General features: G+C 66.2%; 15 protein-coding genes and 1 pseudogene. 9 read left to right on the top strand and 7 right to left on the bottom strand.

What is annotated here, in order from left to right; all coding sequences use genetic code 11:
- Positions 1-11 precede the first annotated feature (11 nt).
- The 3 genes and pseudogenes from GJV37_RS07800 to GJV37_RS29750 form a co-directional block, all read left to right on the top strand.
- The gene (locus GJV37_RS07800; protein WP_065327848.1) at positions 12-1,382 is read left to right on the top strand and encodes a flavin-containing monooxygenase; all 1,371 of its coding nucleotides are present in this window, start codon (positions 12-14) and stop codon (positions 1,380-1,382) included.
- A 55-nt stretch (positions 1,383-1,437) separates the two neighbouring features.
- Positions 1,438-3,783 carry a trimethylamine N-oxide demethylase gene (locus GJV37_RS07795; RefSeq protein WP_170858498.1) on the top strand — a complete coding sequence of 782 codons (2,346 nt, stop codon included), beginning with the start codon at positions 1,438-1,440 and terminating at the stop codon, positions 3,781-3,783.
- 90 nt (positions 3,784-3,873) lie between these two features.
- A pseudogene (locus GJV37_RS29750) lies at positions 3,874-4,848 on the top strand (methyl-accepting chemotaxis protein); the annotation flags it as partial.
- An 87-nt stretch (positions 4,849-4,935) separates the two neighbouring features.
- Here GJV37_RS29750 and GJV37_RS07785 read toward each other — a convergent pair.
- The 7 genes from GJV37_RS07785 to glnT form a co-directional block, all read right to left on the bottom strand.
- Entirely contained in the window at positions 4,936-5,277 is a 342-nt protein-coding gene (locus GJV37_RS07785) for a DMT family transporter (protein WP_065327846.1), read from the bottom strand.
- A gap of 67 nt (positions 5,278-5,344) precedes the next feature.
- Positions 5,345-5,683 carry a P-II family nitrogen regulator gene (locus GJV37_RS07780; protein ID WP_065327845.1) on the bottom strand — a complete coding sequence of 113 codons (339 nt, stop codon included), beginning with the start codon at positions 5,681-5,683 and terminating at the stop codon, positions 5,345-5,347.
- Between the two features lie 11 nt (positions 5,684-5,694).
- Entirely contained in the window at positions 5,695-7,014 is a 1,320-nt protein-coding gene (locus GJV37_RS07775) for an ammonium transporter (protein ID WP_065327844.1), read from the bottom strand.
- 424 nt (positions 7,015-7,438) lie between these two features.
- Positions 7,439-8,764, bottom strand: coding sequence for an FMN-binding glutamate synthase family protein (locus GJV37_RS07770; protein ID WP_037017208.1), 1,326 nt, complete (start codon positions 8,762-8,764; stop codon positions 7,439-7,441).
- A 19-nt stretch (positions 8,765-8,783) separates the two neighbouring features.
- The gene (locus GJV37_RS07765; RefSeq protein ID WP_126860245.1) at positions 8,784-9,458 is read right to left on the bottom strand and encodes a GltB/FmdC/FwdC-like GXGXG domain-containing protein; all 675 of its coding nucleotides are present in this window, start codon (positions 9,456-9,458) and stop codon (positions 8,784-8,786) included.
- A 32-nt stretch (positions 9,459-9,490) separates the two neighbouring features.
- Entirely contained in the window at positions 9,491-10,396 is a 906-nt protein-coding gene (locus tag GJV37_RS07760; RefSeq protein ID WP_065327841.1) for a class II glutamine amidotransferase, read from the bottom strand.
- 90 nt (positions 10,397-10,486) lie between these two features.
- Positions 10,487-11,821, bottom strand: coding sequence for a type III glutamate--ammonia ligase (gene glnT, locus GJV37_RS07755; RefSeq protein ID WP_037017202.1), 1,335 nt, complete (start codon positions 11,819-11,821; stop codon positions 10,487-10,489).
- Between the two features lie 312 nt (positions 11,822-12,133).
- On the opposite strand from glnT, the gene GJV37_RS07750 reads away from it, so the two are divergent.
- The 6 genes from GJV37_RS07750 (at position 12,134) to GJV37_RS07725 (ending at position 19,263) form a co-directional block, all read left to right on the top strand.
- Positions 12,134-12,727 carry a helix-turn-helix domain-containing protein gene (locus GJV37_RS07750; RefSeq protein WP_065327840.1) on the top strand — a complete coding sequence of 198 codons (594 nt, stop codon included), beginning with the start codon at positions 12,134-12,136 and terminating at the stop codon, positions 12,725-12,727.
- A 313-nt stretch (positions 12,728-13,040) separates the two neighbouring features.
- Positions 13,041-13,907 (top strand): formyltetrahydrofolate deformylase, encoded by an 867-nt coding sequence (gene purU / locus GJV37_RS07745; protein ID WP_128668258.1) that lies wholly within the window; start codon positions 13,041-13,043, stop codon positions 13,905-13,907.
- On the top strand, positions 13,904-14,791 hold the full coding sequence (gene folD, locus GJV37_RS07740; RefSeq protein ID WP_065327838.1) for a bifunctional methylenetetrahydrofolate dehydrogenase/methenyltetrahydrofolate cyclohydrolase FolD: 888 nt from the start codon (positions 13,904-13,906) through the stop codon (positions 14,789-14,791). Before purU ends, folD begins: the two co-directional genes overlap by 4 nt.
- 5 nt (positions 14,792-14,796) lie before the next feature.
- Positions 14,797-16,038, top strand: coding sequence for an FAD-dependent oxidoreductase (locus GJV37_RS07735; protein WP_037014035.1), 1,242 nt, complete (start codon positions 14,797-14,799; stop codon positions 16,036-16,038).
- Positions 16,039-16,048: 10 nt separating this feature from the next.
- Positions 16,049-16,363: a sarcosine oxidase subunit delta gene (locus GJV37_RS07730; RefSeq protein WP_037014030.1), complete on the top strand. Its 315-nt coding sequence runs from the start codon at positions 16,049-16,051 to the stop codon at positions 16,361-16,363.
- Entirely contained in the window at positions 16,360-19,263 is a 2,904-nt protein-coding gene (locus GJV37_RS07725) for a 2Fe-2S iron-sulfur cluster-binding protein (RefSeq protein WP_170858496.1), read from the top strand. Before GJV37_RS07730 ends, GJV37_RS07725 begins: the two co-directional genes overlap by 4 nt.
- Positions 19,264-19,266 lie beyond the last annotated feature (3 nt).

The following is a 19,266-nucleotide window of genomic DNA, read 5'->3' as shown; positions in this document are numbered from 1 at the left end:
GAGTACCGGACATGAAGCAACGAGTCGCCATCATCGGCGCCGGCCCCAGCGGCCTGGCCCAGCTGCGAGCCTTCCAGTCGGCGCGGGACAAAGGCGCCGACATCCCCGAACTGGTCTGCTTCGAGAAGCAGGCGGACTGGGGCGGCATGTGGAACTACACCTGGCGCACCGGCCTGGACGAGCATGGCGAACCGGTGCACGGCAGCATGTACCGCTACCTCTGGTCCAACGGGCCGAAGGAATGCCTGGAGTTCGCCGACTACAGTTTCGACGAGCACTTCGGCCGGCCCATGGGCTCCTATCCCCCGCGCGAGGTGCTCTGGGACTACATCAAGGGCCGCGTGGTGAAAGCCGGCGTGCGCCCCTACATCCGCTTCAACACCACGGTGCGCGACGTCGCCTGGGATGCGGCCAGCAACACCTTCGAGGTGACCGCCCACAGTTACGACGACGACCGCACCTACAGCGAGCGGTTCGACTACGTGGTGGTCGCCAGCGGCCACTTCTCCACTCCCAATGTGCCGCACTTCCCCGGCTTCGAGAGCTTCGCCGGGCGCGTACTGCACGCCCACGACTTCCGCGATGCACTCGAATTCCGCGGCAAGGACGTGCTGATCGTCGGTGCCAGCTACTCGGCCGAGGACATCGGCTCGCAGTGCTACAAATACGGCGCGCGCTCCATCACCAGCTGCTACCGCAGTGCGCCGATGGGCTACCAGTGGCCGGAAAACTGGGAAGAGAAACCGCTGCTCACCCACGTCAAGGGCAGCACCGCGTTCTTCGCCGACGGCAGCAGCAAGCACATCGACGCGATCATCCTGTGTACCGGCTACAAACACCACTTCCCCTTCCTCCCCGAAGAGCTGCGGCTCAAGACCGGCAACCGTCTGTGGCCGCTGAACCTCTACAAGGGCGTGTTCTGGGAGCGCAATCCGAAGCTCATGTACCTGGGCATGCAGGACCAGTGGTACAGCTTCAACATGTTCGACGCCCAGGCCTGGTACGCCCGCGACGTCATCCTCGGGCGCATCGCCCTGCCCGGACTTGCCGCCATGCAGGCCGAGGACCTGGCCTGGCGCCAGGAAGAAGAGACCCTGGAGAACGCCCGCGAGATGTTCGAGTTCCAGGGCGAGTACATCCGCCAGCTGATCGAAGCCACCGACTACCCGAGCTTCGACATCGCCGAGGTGAACCGCACCTTCCTGCAGTGGAAGCACGACAAGTACGAGAACATCATGGGGTACCGCGACAAGTGCCACCGTTCGCTCATCACCGGAACCCTGGCTACGCCACATCACACGCCGTGGCTGGATGCCCTGGACGACTCGCTGGAGGCCTACCTGGCCGATGCTCCGACGCCGGCACTGAGCAAGGCGCTTTGAGTCCGCCGCGGGGCGGCCAGCCGCCCCGCCATCCTGTCCGGTACGGAGTCACCGCATGAACCTGCCCATCGTCAGCCGGCCCCATGAGCCGGCGCTTTTCGCTCGCGCACCCGCATTGGAACGGCACCGGGTCGCGCCCGGCGGCCTGACGGTAATCAGCCTGGAGGCCGGTGACCGGCTCCAGGTGATCGACCTCGAAGGCGACCAACCGGCCGAGCTGCTGGCCTTTGCCGCTGGCGGCCGCCCCGCCCTGGCGGAACTCGGCCTGTCACCCAGCCCAGGAGCGGCGTTCATCCACCAGTTGCTCCACGACGGCAGCCGCGAGGCCGATCACGTCTGTGCCGGGCTTGCCCGGCGCGGCGTCGATTGCCGCCATCTGCCCAGCCCCGCGCGACTCTGGCCGGCGGGCACCCCCGCCGGGTTCAGCCGCACCCTGGAAGGTGGCGCGCCGCTGCTGGTGCTGGTCGCAGCACCCGGCGGACGCACGTCGGTCAATGCCCAGGCGCGTGCCAGCGAACTGCGCCTGCTGGTGCATCGCGCCAACCCACAGCACCTGCTCGCTCCGCCGCTACCCGCGCCGTTGGGTGAGATGGTGGACGAGTTCACCATCCGTCCCGGGACGGCCAGCGCCTACACGGTCGCCGCCGGGCAGTTCATCCAGGTACTGGATGTCGCCGGCCGGCAATGCTCGGACTTTGTCGCCTTCGACCGCCGAGGCCTGGACAGCGGCCGCGAGATCGACCTCGATCCCACCGTCACCCGCACCCTGAACGGCAACGCCTACCCCGGCCCCGGCCTCTTCAGCCGCTTCTACGATCGCCACCTGCAACCCATGCTCGAGGTGGTGCGCGACACCGTCGGCCGCCACGACACCTTCGCCCTCGCCTGCACCGCGCGCTACTACGAGGCCCAGGGCTACTTCGGCCACGACAATTGCAGCGACAACCTCAGTCGAGTCCTTGCAGGCCATGGCGTGCAGGGCCGCGCCGGCTGGCCGGCGATCAACTTCTTCTTCAACACCGGGGTCGATGCGCATCAGCAACTCACCCTCGACGAGCCCTGGTCACGCCCAGGCGACTACGTCCTGCTGCGCGCACTCAGCGACCTGGTCTGCGCCAGCAGTTCCTGCCCGGACGACATCGACCCGGCCAACGGCTGGCAACCCACCGATATCCATATCCGCGTGTACAGCGAAAAGGAGCGTTTCAGCATCGCCATGGCCAATCGCAAGACTCCCGACGCCGACCCTCAGCTGACCCGCGAGAGCGGCTTCCACGCCGGCACTGCCGCCCTCACCCGCCAGTTCATCGACTACCGTGGCTTCTGGACGCCCACCCACTTCGACGGCTACGGCAGCATCGAGGAGTATCACGGCTGCCGCGAAAAAGTGGCGGTGATGGACCTCTCTGCCCTGCGCAAGTTCGAGGTGCTCGGACCGGATGCCGAGGCGCTGCTGGACTACTGCCTGACCCGCGACGTACGCAAGCTGGCGGTCGGCCAGGTGGTGTATTCGGCGATGTGCTACGAGCACGGCGGCATGCTCGACGACGGCACCCTGCTGCGCCTGGGGCCGGATGCCTTCCGCTGGATCGGCGGCGAGGATTACGCCGGCGACTGGCTGCGCGAACAGGCGCAGAAGCTGGGCATGAAAGTGTGGATCAAGAGCGCTTCGGAGCAGATCCACAATATCGCCGTCCAGGGGCCGCTGGCCCGCACGCTTCTCAAGGACATGGTCTGGACGCCGGGTACCCAGCCACGCTTGGAGGACCTGGGCTGGTTCCGTTTCCTCACCGGTCGTCTCGACGACTACAACGGGCCGCCGCTGATGGTCTCGCGTACCGGCTACACCGGCGAGCTGGGCTACGAGATCTGGTGCCATCCGGACGACGCCCTGCCCGTCTGGAAGCGCCTCTGGCAACTGGGCGAACCGCTGGGCCTGGTACCGCTGGGCCTGCACGCGCTGGACTCCCTGCGCATCGAGGCCGGGCTGATCTTCTCCGGCTACGAGTTCGACGACCAGACCGACCCCTTCGAAGCAGGCATCGGCTTCTGCGTTCCGCTCAAGAGCAAGCAGGCCGACTTCATCGGCAAGGATGCACTGCTACGGCGCAGCGCCACCCCGCAGCGCCGCCTGGTGGGCCTGGAACTGGACGGCAACGAGATCGCCGCACATGGTGATTGCGTGCATGTCGGCCGCGCCCAGGTCGGCGTGATCACCAGCGCCACGCGTTCACCGCTGCTGGGCCGCAACATCGCCCTGTGCCGTCTGGACGTGGGCTACTGCGAACCCGGCACCCTGGTGGAAGTCGGCAAGCTCGACGGCCAGCAGAAACGCATCCCCGCGCGGGTTACCGCCGGCACCGTCGCGTACGATCCGGACAAGTCCCGCGTGCGCAGCTGACGCACTTCTGGAGAGGGTTTTGCAAGGACCCTGGTGCACCGGCTCGCCGCGCGCGAGCCCTCCGCTTCCCCCTTCCAGGAGATTGGGCCGATGTGGTTCAGCAAGGCTTCCCGCAACCTGGCCGACGACCTCGGCCAGTGGCTCGACCAGCTTTCCAGCACCCCCGACGCAACCCCACCGCGCCACTGCGACCCACAGTTGCTCGGCCGTCTTGAGCGCCTGCAGCGCGACTGGCATGGTCTGGTGGACTTCCGGCGGCACGCCGAGCTGCAGTCGCCGCCGCCCTGCACCGCCGAGGAACACGCCGCTCTCACGCGACGTCTCGACGATGCCCGGGACGAGGGCCGCCGGCTGCGCGAGGAGCTCGAAGAACAACAGCGCCAGCTGCTCGAACTGGAAGCCGAACGCCGCCAGTGGCGGGAGGATCGCGATGTCTGGGCGCTGACCCAGCGCACCCTCACCGAGGGCTGCTGGGCGATGAACGTGGTCAACGGCGACCCCGACCATCCGCAGAATATGATCCGCTGGTCCGAGCAGTTCCGCGACCTGATCGGCTACCGTCGCGAGGAGTTCCCCGACGGCTGGGACAGCTACTTCGGCGTGGTCGACGCAGAAGACCTCAAAGGCGTGATGCAGGCGTTCGGCGCTGCAATGGCGGACAAGAACGGCGACGGGTCCTACGTGGTGGAGTACCGCATGCGCCACAAGAGCCGCGGCCCGCTGTGGTTCCGCGAGCGCGGTCGTTGTCTGCGCGATGAGCGCGGTCGCCTGCTATACGTCACCGGCGCGGTGCGCGAGATCAGCGACGAGAAGGCCGCCGCCAGCCTGCACGAGCGTGAACAGCAGAACATCCAGACCACCTACGGGCAGATCGCCCAGGTCGCCGGGGTCATCCGTGCCATCGCCGAGCAGACCAACCTGCTGGCACTCAACGCCGCCATCGAGGCGGCACGCGCCGGCGACCAGGGGCGCGGCTTCGCGGTGGTCGCCGACGAAGTGCGCAACCTCGCACGGCGTACCCAGGAATCGGTGCAGCAGATCCAGTCGATGCTCAAGCAGCAGGGTTGATTCACCCGGCCAGCCCCGGCACCTCACACCAGGAGTGGGCCATCCGCGCGATCGCGGCGTGGCCCGCGTACGGACATCGGCGTACTAAGCCACCTGCACACTCCCCACCAGCTTCAGCCCGACGATGCCAGCGACGATCATCACCAGGCACAGCGCCTTCAGCGCGCCCAGCGGCTCGCCAAGAAACAGCGTGCCGTAGGCCACTGTTCCCAGGGTGCCGATACCCACCCACACGGCATACGCCAGCCCCAGCGGCAGGTCACGCACGGACAGGCTCAGCAGGTAGATGCTCAGGGCCAGGAACACCCCGCAGTAGAGGCTCGGCCAGAGCCGGGTGAACCCGTCGGTGCGCGGGATGATCGAGGCATACAGCACCTCGCAAAGTCCCGCCAGGATCAGGTAACCCCATCCGTTCAACCACACCATCGACACAACCTCCTCGCCAAAAAAGAACGCCGACGCAAAGCGTCGGCGCAGGGTATGACGCAAAGGCTCAGACGGCGTCTTCGCCCAGCTCGCCAGTGCGAATGCGTACGACGCTTTCCAGGTCCTGGACGAACACCTTGCCGTCACCGATCTTGCCGGTGTGCGCGGCCTTCAGGATGGTGTCGATGGCGGTCTGGCAAAGCGCCTCGCCGATGACGATTTCCAGCTTCACCTTGGGCAGCAGCTCGACCACGTACTCGGCACCACGGTAGATCTCCGAATGCCCCTTCTGCCGGCCATAGCCCTTGACCTCGGTGGCGGTCACGCCGCTTACCCCGGCCTCGGTCAGCGCCTGGCGCACGTCGTCGAGCAGAAAGGGCTTGATGATCGCGGTAATCAGTTTCATTGCAGCGATCCTCAGTTGGAGTACTTGTAGCCGACTTCGCCGTGGGCAGAGAGATCCAGCCCGTCGACTTCCGCCTCTTCATCGACGCGCAGGCCGCCGCACAGCGCCGCCGCCACCTTGAAGGCGATGAGGCTGGTGATGCCGGAGAACACCACGCTGAAGAGGATCGCGCCGCCGTTGACCAGCAGTTGGCTGAACAGGTCGCGCCCTTCAGCAAAGCCCTGGCCGCCGATGGCCGCGAGGGCGAATACCGGAGTCAGCAGGCCGCCGAGGATGCCGGCGACACCGTGTACGCCGAACACGTCAAAGGCGTCGTCCAGGCCGATCATCGGCTTGAGCTTGTCCACCGACCAGACGCACACCGGGCCGGCGATCAGGCCGAGCAGGATGGCGCCCATCGGGCCGACATAGCCGCATGCCGGCGTGATCGCGACGAGCCCAGCGATCGCGCCGGAGACCGCGCCGAACAGGCTCGGCCGGCCACGGTGCTGCCACTCGACGAGCATCCAGGCCAGCGCGCCGGCACAGCTGGCGAGCATGGTGTTGACCATCACCAGCATGGCGAAGCCGTTGGCCGCCAGGGCGCAGCCGCCACAGAAGCCCAGCCAGCCGACCCACAGCAGCGAACCGCCGGTGAGGGTCATGGTCATGTTGTGCGGGGCCAGGGTCGGGGTGCCGAAGCCGCGACGGCGACCCAGCAGCCAGGCGCCCACCAGCGCGGCGATGCCGACGTTGAGGTGCACCACGTTGCCGCCGGCGAAGTCCTGCACGCCGAGGTTGAACACCCAGCCGCCGCCCCACGCCATGTGCGCCATGGGGATGTAGTTGATGGTCAACCAGACCGCCATGAACACCATGACCGCTGCGAACTTCATGCGCTCGGCGAAAGCGCCGACGATGATCGCCGGGGTGATCGCGGCGAACAGCAGCATGAACAGGAAGTACAGGTATTCGGGAATGGTGCCCACCACCGAATCCTTGGTGATGCCGAGCAGGAACAGCTTCTCCAGCCCGCCAATCACCGATTGCAGCGAGCCGCCGTCGGTGAAGGCCAGGCTGTAGCCGTAGACGGCGAACAGCACCGACATCAGCGAGGCGGTGCAGAACACCTGCATGAGGATCGACAGCACGTTCTTGGTCCGCGCCATGCCGCCATAGAACAGCGCCAGGCCCGGCAGGGTCATCAGCAGCACCACCAGCGAACAGAGCGCGACGAAGGCGGTGTCGCCACTATTGATCGCCGGCGGCGCATCGTCCGCCATGGCGGCGACGCTACCGAACAGCAGGGAAAGGCCCAACATACTGCGGCTCATAGGTGAAAACCGGATCATTGCCTGTTGCCTCCAACCGACGGGGACGGTTCCGGGCCGCTGTCGGCGGGCGGGCCGGTGTTCGGTGCCTTCGGGACGCGCTGGTCCGCGTTCCTGTGGGGCAATTTTATTTCCTCATAGGCATAGCAATAGGCCTGCCAAGGTCGCTGGACGGGCCGGTTCTTTCAGCTATCTCATTGAACGGAAATGGATTATTTTCTGACGCGAGGCGATGGTGATGCGCAGACCTATCGGCGCCGCGCATTTTCTTGGTGCGAATTTGTGTTTCCTGCCAGTCAATATGGCAGGGCAGATCGGCGGCTGCGGTAAGCTCGGCGTCTTATGGTCGCTGGCGGGCAGAGTCGGCGCCTGCAAGGGATTGCCGGGTGGAAAACAAGAAGGCCGGCGATCACTCGCCGGCCTTCTGCACTGACTCGTACGAGGATCAGTACTGCACCTGTCCCGGCACCCAGTTGGTGCCCGCCAGCGGCACACGGGCCATGGCGGCGGCTTCCACGGTAAGGGCTACCAGATCCTCGGGATCGAGGTTGTGCAGGTGCGACTTGCCGCAGGCGCGGGCCATGGTCTGTGCCTCCAGCACCAGCACGCGCAGGTAGTTGGCCAGGCGGCGGCCAGCTTCCACCGGTTCCAGGCGCTTGGACAACTCCGGGTCCTGGGTGGTGATGCCGGCCGGGTCGCGGCCGTTCTGCCAGTCGTCGTAGTAGCCGGCGGCGGAACCGATTTTCTTCAGTTCGTCGTCCAGGCGCGGATGGTTGTCACCCAGCGCCACCAGCGCGGCAGTGCCAATGGCCACCGCATCGGCGCCCAGGGCCATGGCCTTGGCTACGTCAGCGCCATTGCGGATGCCACCGGAGACGATCAGCTGCACCTGGCGGTGCATGCCCATTTCCTGCAGCGCCTGCACGGCCTGCGGAATGGCCGGCAGGATCGGGATGCCGACGTGCTCGATGAAGACTTCCTGGGTGGCCGCGGTGCCGCCCTGCATGCCGTCGAGGACGATGACATCGGCGCCGGCCTTCACCGCCAGCTTGACGTCGTAGTACGGGCGACTGGCACCGATCTTCACGTAGATGGGTTTTTCCCAGTCGGTGATCTCGCGCAGTTCGGCGATCTTGATCGCCAGGTCGTCCGGACCGGTCCAGTCGGGGTGGCGGCAGGCGCTGCGCTGGTCGACACCGATCGGCAGGGTACGCATCCCGGCGACGCGCTCGGTGACTTTCATGCCCAGCAGCATGCCGCCGCCGCCCGGCTTGGCGCCCTGCCCCAGGACGATCTCGATGGCGTCGGCCTTGCGCAGGTCGTCCGGGTTCATGCCGTAGCGCGACGGCAGGTATTGGTAGACGAGGTGCTGAGACTGGCCGCGTTCTTCCGGGGTCATGCCGCCGTCGCCGGTGGTGGTGCTGGTGCCGGCGATGGTCGCACCACGGCCCAGGGCCTCCTTGGCGTTGGCCGACAGTGCGCCGAAGCTCATGCCGGCGATGGTCACCGGGATCTTCAGGTGGATCGGCTTCTTGGCAAAGCGGGTGCCGAGCACCACGTCGGTGCCGCACTTCTCGCGGTAGCCTTCCAGCGGGTAGCGCGACACGCTGGCGCCGAGCAGCAGCAGGTCATCGAAGTGCGGCAGCTTGCGCTTGGTGCCGCCGCCACGGATGTCGTAGATGCCGGTCTCGGCGGCACGCTGGATTTCCTGGATGGTCAGGCGGTCGAAGGTGGCGGACTCGCGCAGCACCGGGGTGTTTTTCTCGCTCATGGGAATTCCTCGCTGCGGGTCAGTACGCGGATGCGTTGTCGACTTTGAAGTTGTACAGCTGGCGGGCCGAGCCGTAGCGTTTGAAGCTGGCTGGATTCTCGTCGAAGCCCGCGCGGTTGAGCAGCTCCTGCAGCTCCTCCAGGTGCTCGGCGCGCATTTCCTTCTCGATACAGTCCGAACCCAGCGACTTCACGTCACCCTTGACGTAGATGCGCACCTCGTAGAGCGAGTCGCCCAGCGCGTCGCCGGCGTCGCCGCAGACCACCAGGCGTCCGGCTTGGCCCATGAAGCAGCTCATGTGGCCGATGCTGCCGCCGACCACAATATCCACGCCCTTCATCGAGATACCGCAACGCGCGCCGGCATCACCCTCGATCACCAGCAGCCCGCCATGGGCGGTGGCACCGGCGGCCTGGGACGCACTGCCCTTCACCCGCACGCTGCCGGACATCATGTTCTCCGCCACACCCACGCCGACGTTGCCATGTACCGTGACGCTGGCCTTCTGGTTCATGCCTGCGCAGTAGTAGCCGGCATGGCCCTGGATATCCACGGTCACCGCCTGGTTGATGCCCACGGCGAGGTTGTGCTTGCCATCCGGGTGGCTGACCAGCCACTCGCGGTCCTGCACGTCGCCGTGCAGGGCCTGGTTCAGTTCGCGCACCGAGGCGCTGGAAAGGTCGATGGTTTTCATATGAGTCTCCAGAAAGTTCTGCTCGGTGCGGATCAGGCGCTCTCGCGCTCCCAGACATACAGGGTGGCCGGTTCGGGCTCCCAGACGCGCGCCTTGTCGATGCCCGGCAGGCTGGCCAGGGCCTGGTACTCCGAAGCCATGGCCACGTAGTCGTCGGTCTCGGCCAGCACAGCCGGCTTGCAGGCGATCGGGTCGCGGATCACGGCGAAACCGTTGCGGGTACCGATGGCGAAGGTGAAGAAGCCGTCCAGGTCGTTCAGCGCGCCGTCCAGGGCCTGGGCCAGGCTGTCGCCCTGGCGCAGGCGCCAGGTCAGGTAGCCGGCAGCCACCTCGCTGTCGTTGTCGGTCTCGAAGGCGATGCCTTCGCGCTTGAGTTCCTGGCGCAGGCGGAAGTGGTTGGAGAGCGAGCCGTTGTGTACCAGGCAGAGGTCGGCGCCGGTGGAGAACGGGTGGCTGCCCTCCATGGTCACCGCGCTCTCGGTGGCCATGCGGGTGTGGCCGATGATGTGGCTGCCCTTCATGCCGGCGAGGCCGAAGCGCTGGGATATTTCCTCCGGCAGGCCCATGCCCTTGAGGATTTCGATGCTCTGCCCGGCGCTCATGATGCGCACCGTCGGGGCCAGCTCGGCCAGGGCTTCACGCACGGCGGACTCCTCACAGTGGATCTTCAGCACGGCGGCGCTGGCATTCTGGAACCAGTCCAGCGAACAGCCCAGGCGGGCTTCCAGGGCGCCCATCAGTTCGGCCCAGGGGTAGCCGGCGTCAGTCGCCTGCAAGGTCAGCTTGACCCAGCCGTCGGCCACTTCGTCACCGTAGATGGCAAAGCCTGCGCTGTCCGGGCCGCGGTCGGTCATGGCCTGCAGCATGGGTTCGAAAAGCTTGCCCAGCTGGGCTTCGAGTTCGGGTTTCTTCAGGTAGAGGCCTACGATTCCGCACATGGTTCGTCTCCTTCGAGGCAGCAGGCGACCGCCGCTTGTGCTCACGGTCGCCCAGAGGGGTAAAGGGGGTGCGCCCGGCGGGCGCGGCGATCAGAAGAATTCGGTGTAGCGCTGGATCTCCCAGTCGGAGACGTGACGGCTGTACTCCACCCATTCCATGCGCTTGAGCTTGATGAACTCGTCGACGATTTCGGCGCCGAGCACCTCGCGGAACAGCGAATCGGCCTCCAGCGCGTCGGCGGCTTCCTTCAGCGACTGCGGCAGGGTCTTGATGCCGCGCGCGGCGATCTCGTCCAGGCTGAGGTTGTAGAGGTTCTCGTTGCACATCGGGCCCGGATCCAGTTGGCGGTCGATGCCGTCCAGACCCGCGGCGATGATCGCGGCGGTCACCAGGTAGGGGTTGCAGCCGGCATCCGGCAGGCGGAACTCCAGGCGGCCGTAGGGAATGCGCACCATCGCCGAGCGGTTGTTGGCGCCGTAGGCGATGAAGGCCGGAGCCCAGGTGGCACCAGACAGTGAGCGGCCCACCACCAGGCGCTTGTAGGAGTTCACCGTCGGCGCGGCGAAGGCGCAGAGCGCGGGGCCGTGGGCGAGCAGGCCGGCAGCGAAGTGATACGCCAGTTTCGACAGGCCCATGCCGCTGGAATCGGACGGGTCGTGGAAGAGGTTCTTGTTGGTGGCGCTGGCGATCGACAGGTGGAAGTGCATGCCGTTGCCCGCGCGCTTCGGGTCGGGCTTGGGCATGAAGGAGCAGATCATGCCCAGGTCGTTGGCGATCTCGCCGGCGGCCATGCGGAAGAAAGTGAAGCGGTCGGCCGACTCCATGGCATCGCTGTAGGTGTAGTTGATCTCGAACTGGCCGTTCGCGTCTTCGTGGTCGATCTGGTAGATGTCGAAGCCCACCGGCTGTAGGGCCTCGGTCAGGCGCTCGAGGAATTCGCGGGAGCGCGACAGGCCCTTGTAGTCGTAGCAGGGTTTGTCGAGGTTGTCGGAGGCGTCCACCAGTTGCAGGCGGCCTTCGCCGTCACGGCGGAACAGGCTGAACTCTGGCTCAAGCCCGGTATTGAGCACCCAGCCCTTGTCCGCCAGACGCTGCACCTGCTGCTGCAGGACGAAACGGCTGTCATAGGGGTGCGGCTTGCCGTCGACATGGCCGACGCAGACCACCCGGCCGTAGCCCGGCTGCCAAGGCACCGGGATCAGCGTGGAGAGGTCGCCACGCGCCATGAAGTCCGGGCCGTGAGGCTCCATACCCATGCCGCAGATGGCGAACCCGGCGAACCCGGCGCCCTCCTCGGCCACGGCCTTGAGGCCGGTCACCGGCACCGACTTGGTCTTCGCCGCACCATGGATATCGACGAACTGCGCCAGCACGTACTTGATGCCGTGCTGGTCGATGGTGCGCTGGGTTTCGCTTGGCAACATGGATGATCACTCCTAGTAAAGGGGCAAGGCGTTATCGGTGGCCCTGTTGGGTTCGAAACCGGTCGTTGGATACGACGTGGAATGCCTGCCGCTGGCTTCGAATTCCGCTCAGGAAACTTACTTTCCCGTTAGGAATGCAATGCCAGTGCCAAGTCAGGTGCGACCCCGTGGTCCGCAGCCACGGGGGCAAATCTTCTGTATATATGGGAAACTTGCTTTCACTGTGGGAAAGTGAAAGAGCCGACAAGGTCGCCTCGCACTTTCTCAGTGCGAAAATACTATTCTTGAACTTAAACCGTGCAGGAACCCTGAATGTCCACCGAGACCGAACCGCGCCTTCGCCTGGAGCAATACCTGGGCATGCAGATCAAGCGCCAGCGCCAGGCACAGGAGCTCAAGCTGGCGGACGTGGCGCGCATCGCCGGCATCAGCCAAGGGATGCTGAGCAAGATCGAGAACGCCCAGGTGTCCACCAGCCTCGACACCCTGAGCCGCCTGTGCGACGTGCTCGGCATGCCGATGTCCAAGCTGTTCAGCCAATACGACCAGCCCGACGGCAACGCTCTGCTGGTGAAGGCCGGTGACGGCCTGGAAGTGGTGCGCCGCGGCACCGAGAAGGGTCACACCTACCAGTTGCTGAACCACACCCGCGGGCCGAAGAAGAACTTCGAGGCCTACATGGTCAGCATGGATGACGCCAGCGAGGAGTTCCCGACCTTCTCCCACCCCGGCACCGAGTTCCTCCACCTGCTCGAAGGTGAGCTCATCTACCGCCACGGCAATCAGCTCTACCACCTGCAGGCCGGCGACAGCCTGACCTTTGACGGCGAGACACCTCACGGCCCGGAGAAGCTGGTGCAAGTACCGATCCGCCTGATGTCGATCATGAACTACGGCAACGACTGATCCCGCGCCCTTCCTCTTCAGGCGCATGACCACGCACGGTCATGCGCCCACCTTTCGCCACTCGGCATCTATCGCCCCATCTCCCCGCCAGTACCGCCTCGCCGTTCGGTCGAGAACTTTCCTGACAGGATAAAAATTTTCCCCAGGGTATGGACCCAAGGATTCGCTTCGCCTATAAAAGCGCAGAAGGAAATTAATATTCTCAGCAGTAAATAATCTTCACCGGCGAAATTCCGTCCCACCCCTGAATCTTCGCCTTGGACCTTTCGCCCTTGCGCGCCGAGCTGCCTCCCACTCCTATCGAGGACCCGACATGCAACACGTCCCCAGCCACTTCATCATCCGCATCAGTTGCCCGGCCGTGTCCGGGATAGTCGCGGCGGTGACCACCTACCTGGCCGAGCAGGGTTGCTACATCAGCGAGATGGCGCAGTTCGACGACGAGGGCAGCGGTCGCTTCTTCATGCGCGCCGTGTTCCGCTTCAACGAAGGCCTGGCCGGCGACATCGGCGCGATCGAAACCGGCTTCGCCGACGTGGCCGGCCGCTTCGACATGGACTGGAGCCTGCACAGCAACGCCCGGCCGATGCGCGTGCTGCTGATGGTGAGCAAGTTCGACCACTGCCTGTCCGACCTGCTCTACCGCCACGCCAAGGGCGAACTGGACATGCAGATCACCGCCATCGTTTCCAACCACCTTGACCTGCGCCCGATGGCCGAGCGCGAAGGCATCCGCTTCGTCTACCTGCCGGTGACGAAAGACACCAAGGCCCAGCAGGAAGCCGCGCTGATGCGCATCGTCGACGAAACCGACACGGAACTCGTGGTGCTCGCCCGCTACATGCAGATCCTCTCCGACGACCTCTGCAAGCAACTCTCCGGCCGGGCGATCAACATCCACCACTCCTTCCTCCCCGGCTTCAAGGGCGCCAAGCCCTATCACCAGGCTTACGAGCGTGGCGTGAAGCTGATCGGCGCCACCGCGCACTACGTCACCTCCGACCTCGACGAGGGCCCGATCATCGAGCAGGAAGTGCAGCGCGTGGACCACGCGTACGCTCCCGACGACCTTGTCGCCATCGGTCGCGACACCGAGACCATCGCGCTGTCCCGTGCGGTGAAGTACCACCTCGAACACCGCGTCTTCCTCAACCACGACCGCACGGTGATCTTCAAATGAATGCCATCCCCAGCGTCAAACTCATCGACGGCAAGGCCACCTCGGCACGGGTGCTCGCCGAGGTCCGCGAGGAAGTCCTGGTGCTGCGCGAGGACGGCATCCAGCCGGCCCTGGCCGTGGTGCTGGTGGGCAGCGACCCGGCCAGCCAGGTCTACGTGCGCAATAAAGTGCTGCGTGCCGAGGAAGTCGGCATCCGCTCGCTGGAACACAAGCTGCCGGCGGATACCGCCGAAGACGCCCTGCTCGACCTGATCGCACAACTCAATGACGACCCGACGGTGAACGGCATCCTCGTGCAACTGCCCCTGCCCCGGCACATCGACGAGAACCGCGTGCTGCAGGCGATCGACCCGATCAAGGATGTCGACGGCTTCCACAGCGAGAACGTCGGCGGGCTGAGCCAGGGCCGCGACGTGCTCACGCCCTGCACCCCGGCCGGCTGCATGCGCCTACTGCACGACACCTGCGGCGATATCGCCGGCAAACACGCGGTGGTGATCGGCCGCTCCAACATCGTCGGCAAGCCCATGGCTGCCCTGCTGCTCAAGGCGCATTGCACGGTGACCGTGGTGCATTCGCGCAGCGCCAACCTGCGCGAGCTGTGCCGCCAGGCCGACATCGTCGTCGCCGCCGTCGGCAAGCCGCGGCTGGTCGACGCCAGCTGGCTGAAGCCCGGCGCCGTGGTGATCGACGTGGGCATCAACCGCATCGACGAAGACGGCCGCAGCAAGCTGGTCGGCGACGTCGATTTCGACAGCGCCCTGTCCCAGGCCGCGGCCATCACCCCGGTGCCCGGCGGCGTCGGCCCGATGACCATCGCCTACCTGATGAAGAACACCCTGGTCGCCACGCGCCTGCAGCGCGCCAGCGCCACTGCGGAGTAAGCAGCATGCCTTTCGCCCTCCTGAAATACGGCCTGAGCGCCGACTATCCGGTGGAAGTGGACCTGCCGCCGCCCTGCGAACTCAAGCCGCGCTATGACGTGGTGATCATCGGTGGTGGCGGCCACGGGCTGGCCACTGCCTACTACCTCGCCAAGTACCACGGCGTGACCAACGTCGCCGTGCTGGAGAAGGCCTACCTCGGCGGTGGCAACACCGCGCGCAACACAGCGGTGATCCGCTCGAACTACCTCACCAGCGAAGGCGTGAAGTTCTACGCCGAGTCGGTGCGGATGTTCCAGGGACTGTCCAATGAGTTCGACTTCAACATCATGTACTCCGAGCGTGGCCAACTGACCCTGGCGCACACCGATGCCACGGTGCGCGCTTTCCGCCAGCGCGCCGAGGTGAACAAGCACTTCGGCGGGCGCACCGAGATGATCGACCGCCAGCAGATCCGCGAACTGGTGCCGAGCCTCAACCTCGACCCCGGTCACCTGCCGGTGATCGCCGGGCTCTGGCACATCGACGGCGCCACTGCCCGCCACGATGCCGTGGCCTGGGGCTACGCCAAGCAAGCCGCGAAACGCGGCGTGGAAATCCATCAGCTCACCGAAGTGCAGGACCTGGTGGTGCGCGACGGTCGCATCGAGGCGGTGAAGACCAACCGCGGCACCGTGCAGTGCGGCTGCGTGGTCCAGGCCATTGCCGGGGCCAGCTCGCTGCTGATGGCCAAGGCCGGCATTCGCGCACCGATCCACACCTACCCGCTGCAGGCCATGGTGACCCAGCCGTTCAAGCCGTTCCTCGATCCGCTGGTGAGCTCCTCGGCGCTGCACTGCTACGTGCAGCAGACCAGCCGTGGCGAGCTGGTCTTTGGCGGTGGTTCGGACCCCTACCCGCTGTACAACACGCGCTCGACCCTGGACCTGAAGGAAAGCCTGCTGGCCCACGCCATCGAGATGTTCCCCTTCATGGCCAACGCCAAGCTGATGCGCCAGTGGGCCGGGATCACCGACATGACGCCGGACTACAGCCCGATCATGGGCCTGTCGCCGGTGAAGAATTATTACCTCGACGCCGGCTGGGGCACCTGGGGCTTCAAGTCCACGCCCATCTGCGGCAAGACCATGGCGGAGCTCGTGGCCAGCGGCGGCAAGGTGCCGGAGCTGATCGCGCCCTTCGCGCTGGAGCGCTTCAGTCGTTTTCAGCAGGTCAACGAGATGGGCGCCACCGCGGCCAGCCACTGAGGAACCAGCCATGAAGATCCTGACTTGCCCGCTCAACGGGCCACGCAACATCAGCGAGTTCACCTACGGCGGCGAGTTCAAGCAGATGCCCGATCCCACCACCTGCAGCGACACCGAATGGGCCGACTACGTGTTCAACAGCGACAACGCCGCCGGCATCGTCCGCGAATGGTGGCTGCACAACGCGTCCAGCTACTGGTTCCTGGCGGAGCGCCACACGGTGACCGACCAGGTGATCCGCACCTTCGACCCCAGGGAAGTCTTCGACCGGCGCGTCGACTTCACCGTCGCTCAACCCGCCACAGCGCAGGAGTCCGCCCAATGAGCGCCCACCCCCGCCTCCCCGCTCCCATGGGCCTGCTGATCGACCGCGACAAGCCGCTGCGCTTCTCTTTCGACGGCAGCGACTACCAGGGCTACGAGGGCGACAGCGTCGCCAGCGCCCTGCTCGGCAATGGCCGCTGGCTGCTCTCGCGCTCGTTCAAGTATCACCGTCCGCGCGGCCCGCTGACCCTAGCCGGGCAGGACGCCAACACCCTGGTGCAACTGCCCGACGAGCCCAACGTGCTGGCCGACATGCACCCCGCCCGCGACGGCCTGGCCGTTCAAGGCCAGAACTACGCCGGCAGCCTCGACCACGACCGCGACGCCTACCTGGGCAGGTTCTCGCGCTTCATGCCGGTGGGCTTCTACTACCGCTCCTTCTACAAGCCCAAGGGCATGTGGAAGGTCTGGGAGCCGCTGATCCGCAAGAAGGCCGGGCTCGGCGTGCTCGACCTTAACTTCGAGCCGCAGTACTACGACAAGGCCTACTTGTTCGTTGACCTCGCCGTCATCGGCGCCGGCCCGGCTGGCCTACGCGCCGCGCTGGACGCCGCCAATGCCGGCGCCAGTGTCCTGCTGGTGGAACAGCTGCCGGTGCTCGGCGGCTCGCTGAACTACGCCCGCTTCGACCTATCAGGCAAGCGCGCCGCCGAGGTGCGCGACGTGCTGGTCAGCTCCGTGCAGGATCACCCCAACATCCAGGTGCTGACTCAGGCCACCTGCAACGCCTGGTTCGCCGATAACTACCTGCCGGTCATCCAGCACAAGCGCATGTACAAGGTTCGCGCCACTCGCTGCCTGGTGGCTGCCGGGTCCTTCGACCAACCGGTGGTATTCCGCAACAACGACCTGCCCGGCGTGCTACTGACCAGCGCCGTCCAGCGGCTGATGAAGCTGTACGCGGTGAAACCGGGCAACCGCGCCGTGGTGCTGACCGGCAACGACGACGGCTACCTGGCCGCCCTCGACCTGCAGGAACAGGGGGTCAGCGTGGCCGCGGTGGTGGACATGCGCGCCGCCCCCGCCGACGCCCGCCTCGCCGATGAGCTGAAGTACCGCCAGATCCCGCTGCACAACGCCAGCACCGTCTACGAAGCCCTGCATGAACCCGGCCTGCGCCATGTCAGCGGCGTGGATATCCGCCGCATCACCGGCCAGGGCCAGGTCGCCGAGCACGGCGAGCGCCTGGACTGCGACCTGCTGTGCATGTCCGCCGGCTACATGCCGGTCTACCAGCTCCTCTGCCAGGCCGGCGGCAAGCTGGCCTACGAGGAAGATCGCGCCGAATTCGCCATCAGCGGCCTGCCCGCCGGGCTGGATATCGCCGGCTCGGTCAACGGTCACCACAGTCTGGTCAACATCCTGGCCGACGGCGCCCGCGCAGCCAGTGTCGCCCTCGAGGCACTGGGCCTGGAAGCGCCAGCGCCGCGCACCTATATCGACGAGCCACGGGTCAACTTCGACTGGCCGATCTTCCCCCACCCCAAGGGCAAGGACTTCGTCGACTTCGACGAGGACCTGCAGGTGCGCGACATCGTCAACGCCACCCGCAGCGGCTACCGCGACGTGCAACTGGTCAAGCGTTTCTCCACCGTCGGCATGGGCCCGTCCCAGGGCCGTCATTCGGCGCTGCCCACGGCGCGCCTGGTGGCCCAGTCCACCGGCCGCAGTATCAGTGAAACCGGCGTGACCACCGCGCGCCCGCCTTTCGAGGCAGAGAAGCTCGCCCATGTCGCCGGCCGCGCCTTCGACCCGTACCGACAGACGCCCATGCACCGCCGCCACCTCGAAGCCGGCGCGAAGATGATGCCCGCCGGCATCTGGGAGCGCCCGGCGTACTACGGCAAGGCGCAGGATCGCGAACGCTGCATGCAGGAAGAAGCACGCCATGTGCGCGAGAAGGTCGGCCTGATCGACGTGTCCACCCTCGGCGGCCTGGACGTGCGCGGCCCGGACGCGGCGGAACTGCTGGAGCGCCTGTACACCTTCGGCTTCGCCAAGCTGCCCATCGGCCGCACCCGCTATGCGCTGATGACCAACGAGCACGGCGTGGTGATCGACGACGGTGTCTGCGCGCGGCTGGGCGGACGACATTTCTACGTCACCGCCACCACCAGCGGCGTGGACCGCATCTACCAGCAGATGCTCAAGTGGAACGCCCAGTGGCGACTCAACGTCGACATCACCAACGTCACCGCCGCCCTGGCCGCCGTGAACCTAGCCGGGCCCCTGTCGCGCTTGGTGCTGGCAAAGGTCTGCGAGGACATCGACCTGTCCGCGGAGGCCTTCCCCTACCTCGGCGTGCGCACCGGCAAGGTCGCCGACATTCCGGCCCGCGTTTTGCGCGTGGGCTTCGTCGGCGAACTGGGCTACGAGATCCACGTGCCGGCACGTTTCGCCGAACGCCTGTGGGACGTGCTGATGGAGGCCGGTGCCGAACAGGGCATCCGCCCCTTCGGCGTGGAGACCCAGCGTCTGCTGCGCCTGGAGAAAGGCCACGTGATCATCAGCCAGGACACTGACGGCATGACCCACCCGGGCGAGATCGACATGCAGTGGGCCATCGGCCGCAAGAAGCCGTTCTTCGTCGGCAAACGCTCTATCGAGATCCTCGAGGCGCAGCCGCTCAGGCGCAAGCTGGTGGGCTTCACCCTGCCCCGTGGCAGCGCACAGCCGCTGGAGGGCCACCTGGTGCTCGACGGCGCCGACATCAGCGGCAACGTCACCTCCTGCGAGTACTCGCAGACCCTCGGCCTGATCGTCGGCCTGGCCTACGCCGGCGCCCACCAGGCGGTACCGGGCATGCAGATCCCGATCCGCGTGGAAGGCGGCCAAGTGGTACGCGCCAACGTCGTCCAGTTGCCCTTCTACGATCCGCAGAACCTGCGCCAGGAGCTCTGAATC

The organism is Pseudomonas nitroreducens (assembly GCF_010994165.1).
Lineage (GTDB): Bacteria > Pseudomonadota > Gammaproteobacteria > Pseudomonadales > Pseudomonadaceae > Pseudomonas > Pseudomonas nitroreducens.
This window is presented reverse-complemented; position numbering and strand designations above follow the sequence as displayed.

Bases quoted from the DNA above. Each gene is read 5' to 3' on its own strand.
- GJV37_RS07800 (WP_065327848.1), top strand. From the start codon at position 12: ATGAAGCAACGAGTCGCCATCATCGGCGCCGGCCCCAGCGGCCTGGCC.
- GJV37_RS07795 (WP_170858498.1), top strand. From the start codon at position 1,438: ATGAACCTGCCCATCGTCAGCCGGCCCCATGAGCCGGCGCTTTTCGCT.
- GJV37_RS07785 (WP_065327846.1), bottom strand. From the start codon at position 5,277: ATGGTGTGGTTGAACGGATGGGGTTACCTGATCCTGGCGGGACTTTGC.
- GJV37_RS07780 (WP_065327845.1), bottom strand. From the start codon at position 5,683: ATGAAACTGATTACCGCGATCATCAAGCCCTTTCTGCTCGACGACGTG.
- GJV37_RS07775 (WP_065327844.1), bottom strand. From the start codon at position 7,014: ATGATCCGGTTTTCACCTATGAGCCGCAGTATGTTGGGCCTTTCCCTG.
- GJV37_RS07770 (WP_037017208.1), bottom strand. From the start codon at position 8,764: ATGAGCGAGAAAAACACCCCGGTGCTGCGCGAGTCCGCCACCTTCGAC.
- GJV37_RS07765 (WP_126860245.1), bottom strand. From the start codon at position 9,458: ATGAAAACCATCGACCTTTCCAGCGCCTCGGTGCGCGAACTGAACCAG.
- GJV37_RS07760 (WP_065327841.1), bottom strand. From the start codon at position 10,396: ATGTGCGGAATCGTAGGCCTCTACCTGAAGAAACCCGAACTCGAAGCC.
- glnT (WP_037017202.1), bottom strand. From the start codon at position 11,821: ATGTTGCCAAGCGAAACCCAGCGCACCATCGACCAGCACGGCATCAAG.
- GJV37_RS07750 (WP_065327840.1), top strand. From the start codon at position 12,134: ATGTCCACCGAGACCGAACCGCGCCTTCGCCTGGAGCAATACCTGGGC.
- purU (WP_128668258.1), top strand. From the start codon at position 13,041: ATGCAACACGTCCCCAGCCACTTCATCATCCGCATCAGTTGCCCGGCC.
- folD (WP_065327838.1), top strand. From the start codon at position 13,904: ATGAATGCCATCCCCAGCGTCAAACTCATCGACGGCAAGGCCACCTCG.
- GJV37_RS07735 (WP_037014035.1), top strand. From the start codon at position 14,797: ATGCCTTTCGCCCTCCTGAAATACGGCCTGAGCGCCGACTATCCGGTG.
- GJV37_RS07730 (WP_037014030.1), top strand. From the start codon at position 16,049: ATGAAGATCCTGACTTGCCCGCTCAACGGGCCACGCAACATCAGCGAG.
- GJV37_RS07725 (WP_170858496.1), top strand. From the start codon at position 16,360: ATGAGCGCCCACCCCCGCCTCCCCGCTCCCATGGGCCTGCTGATCGAC.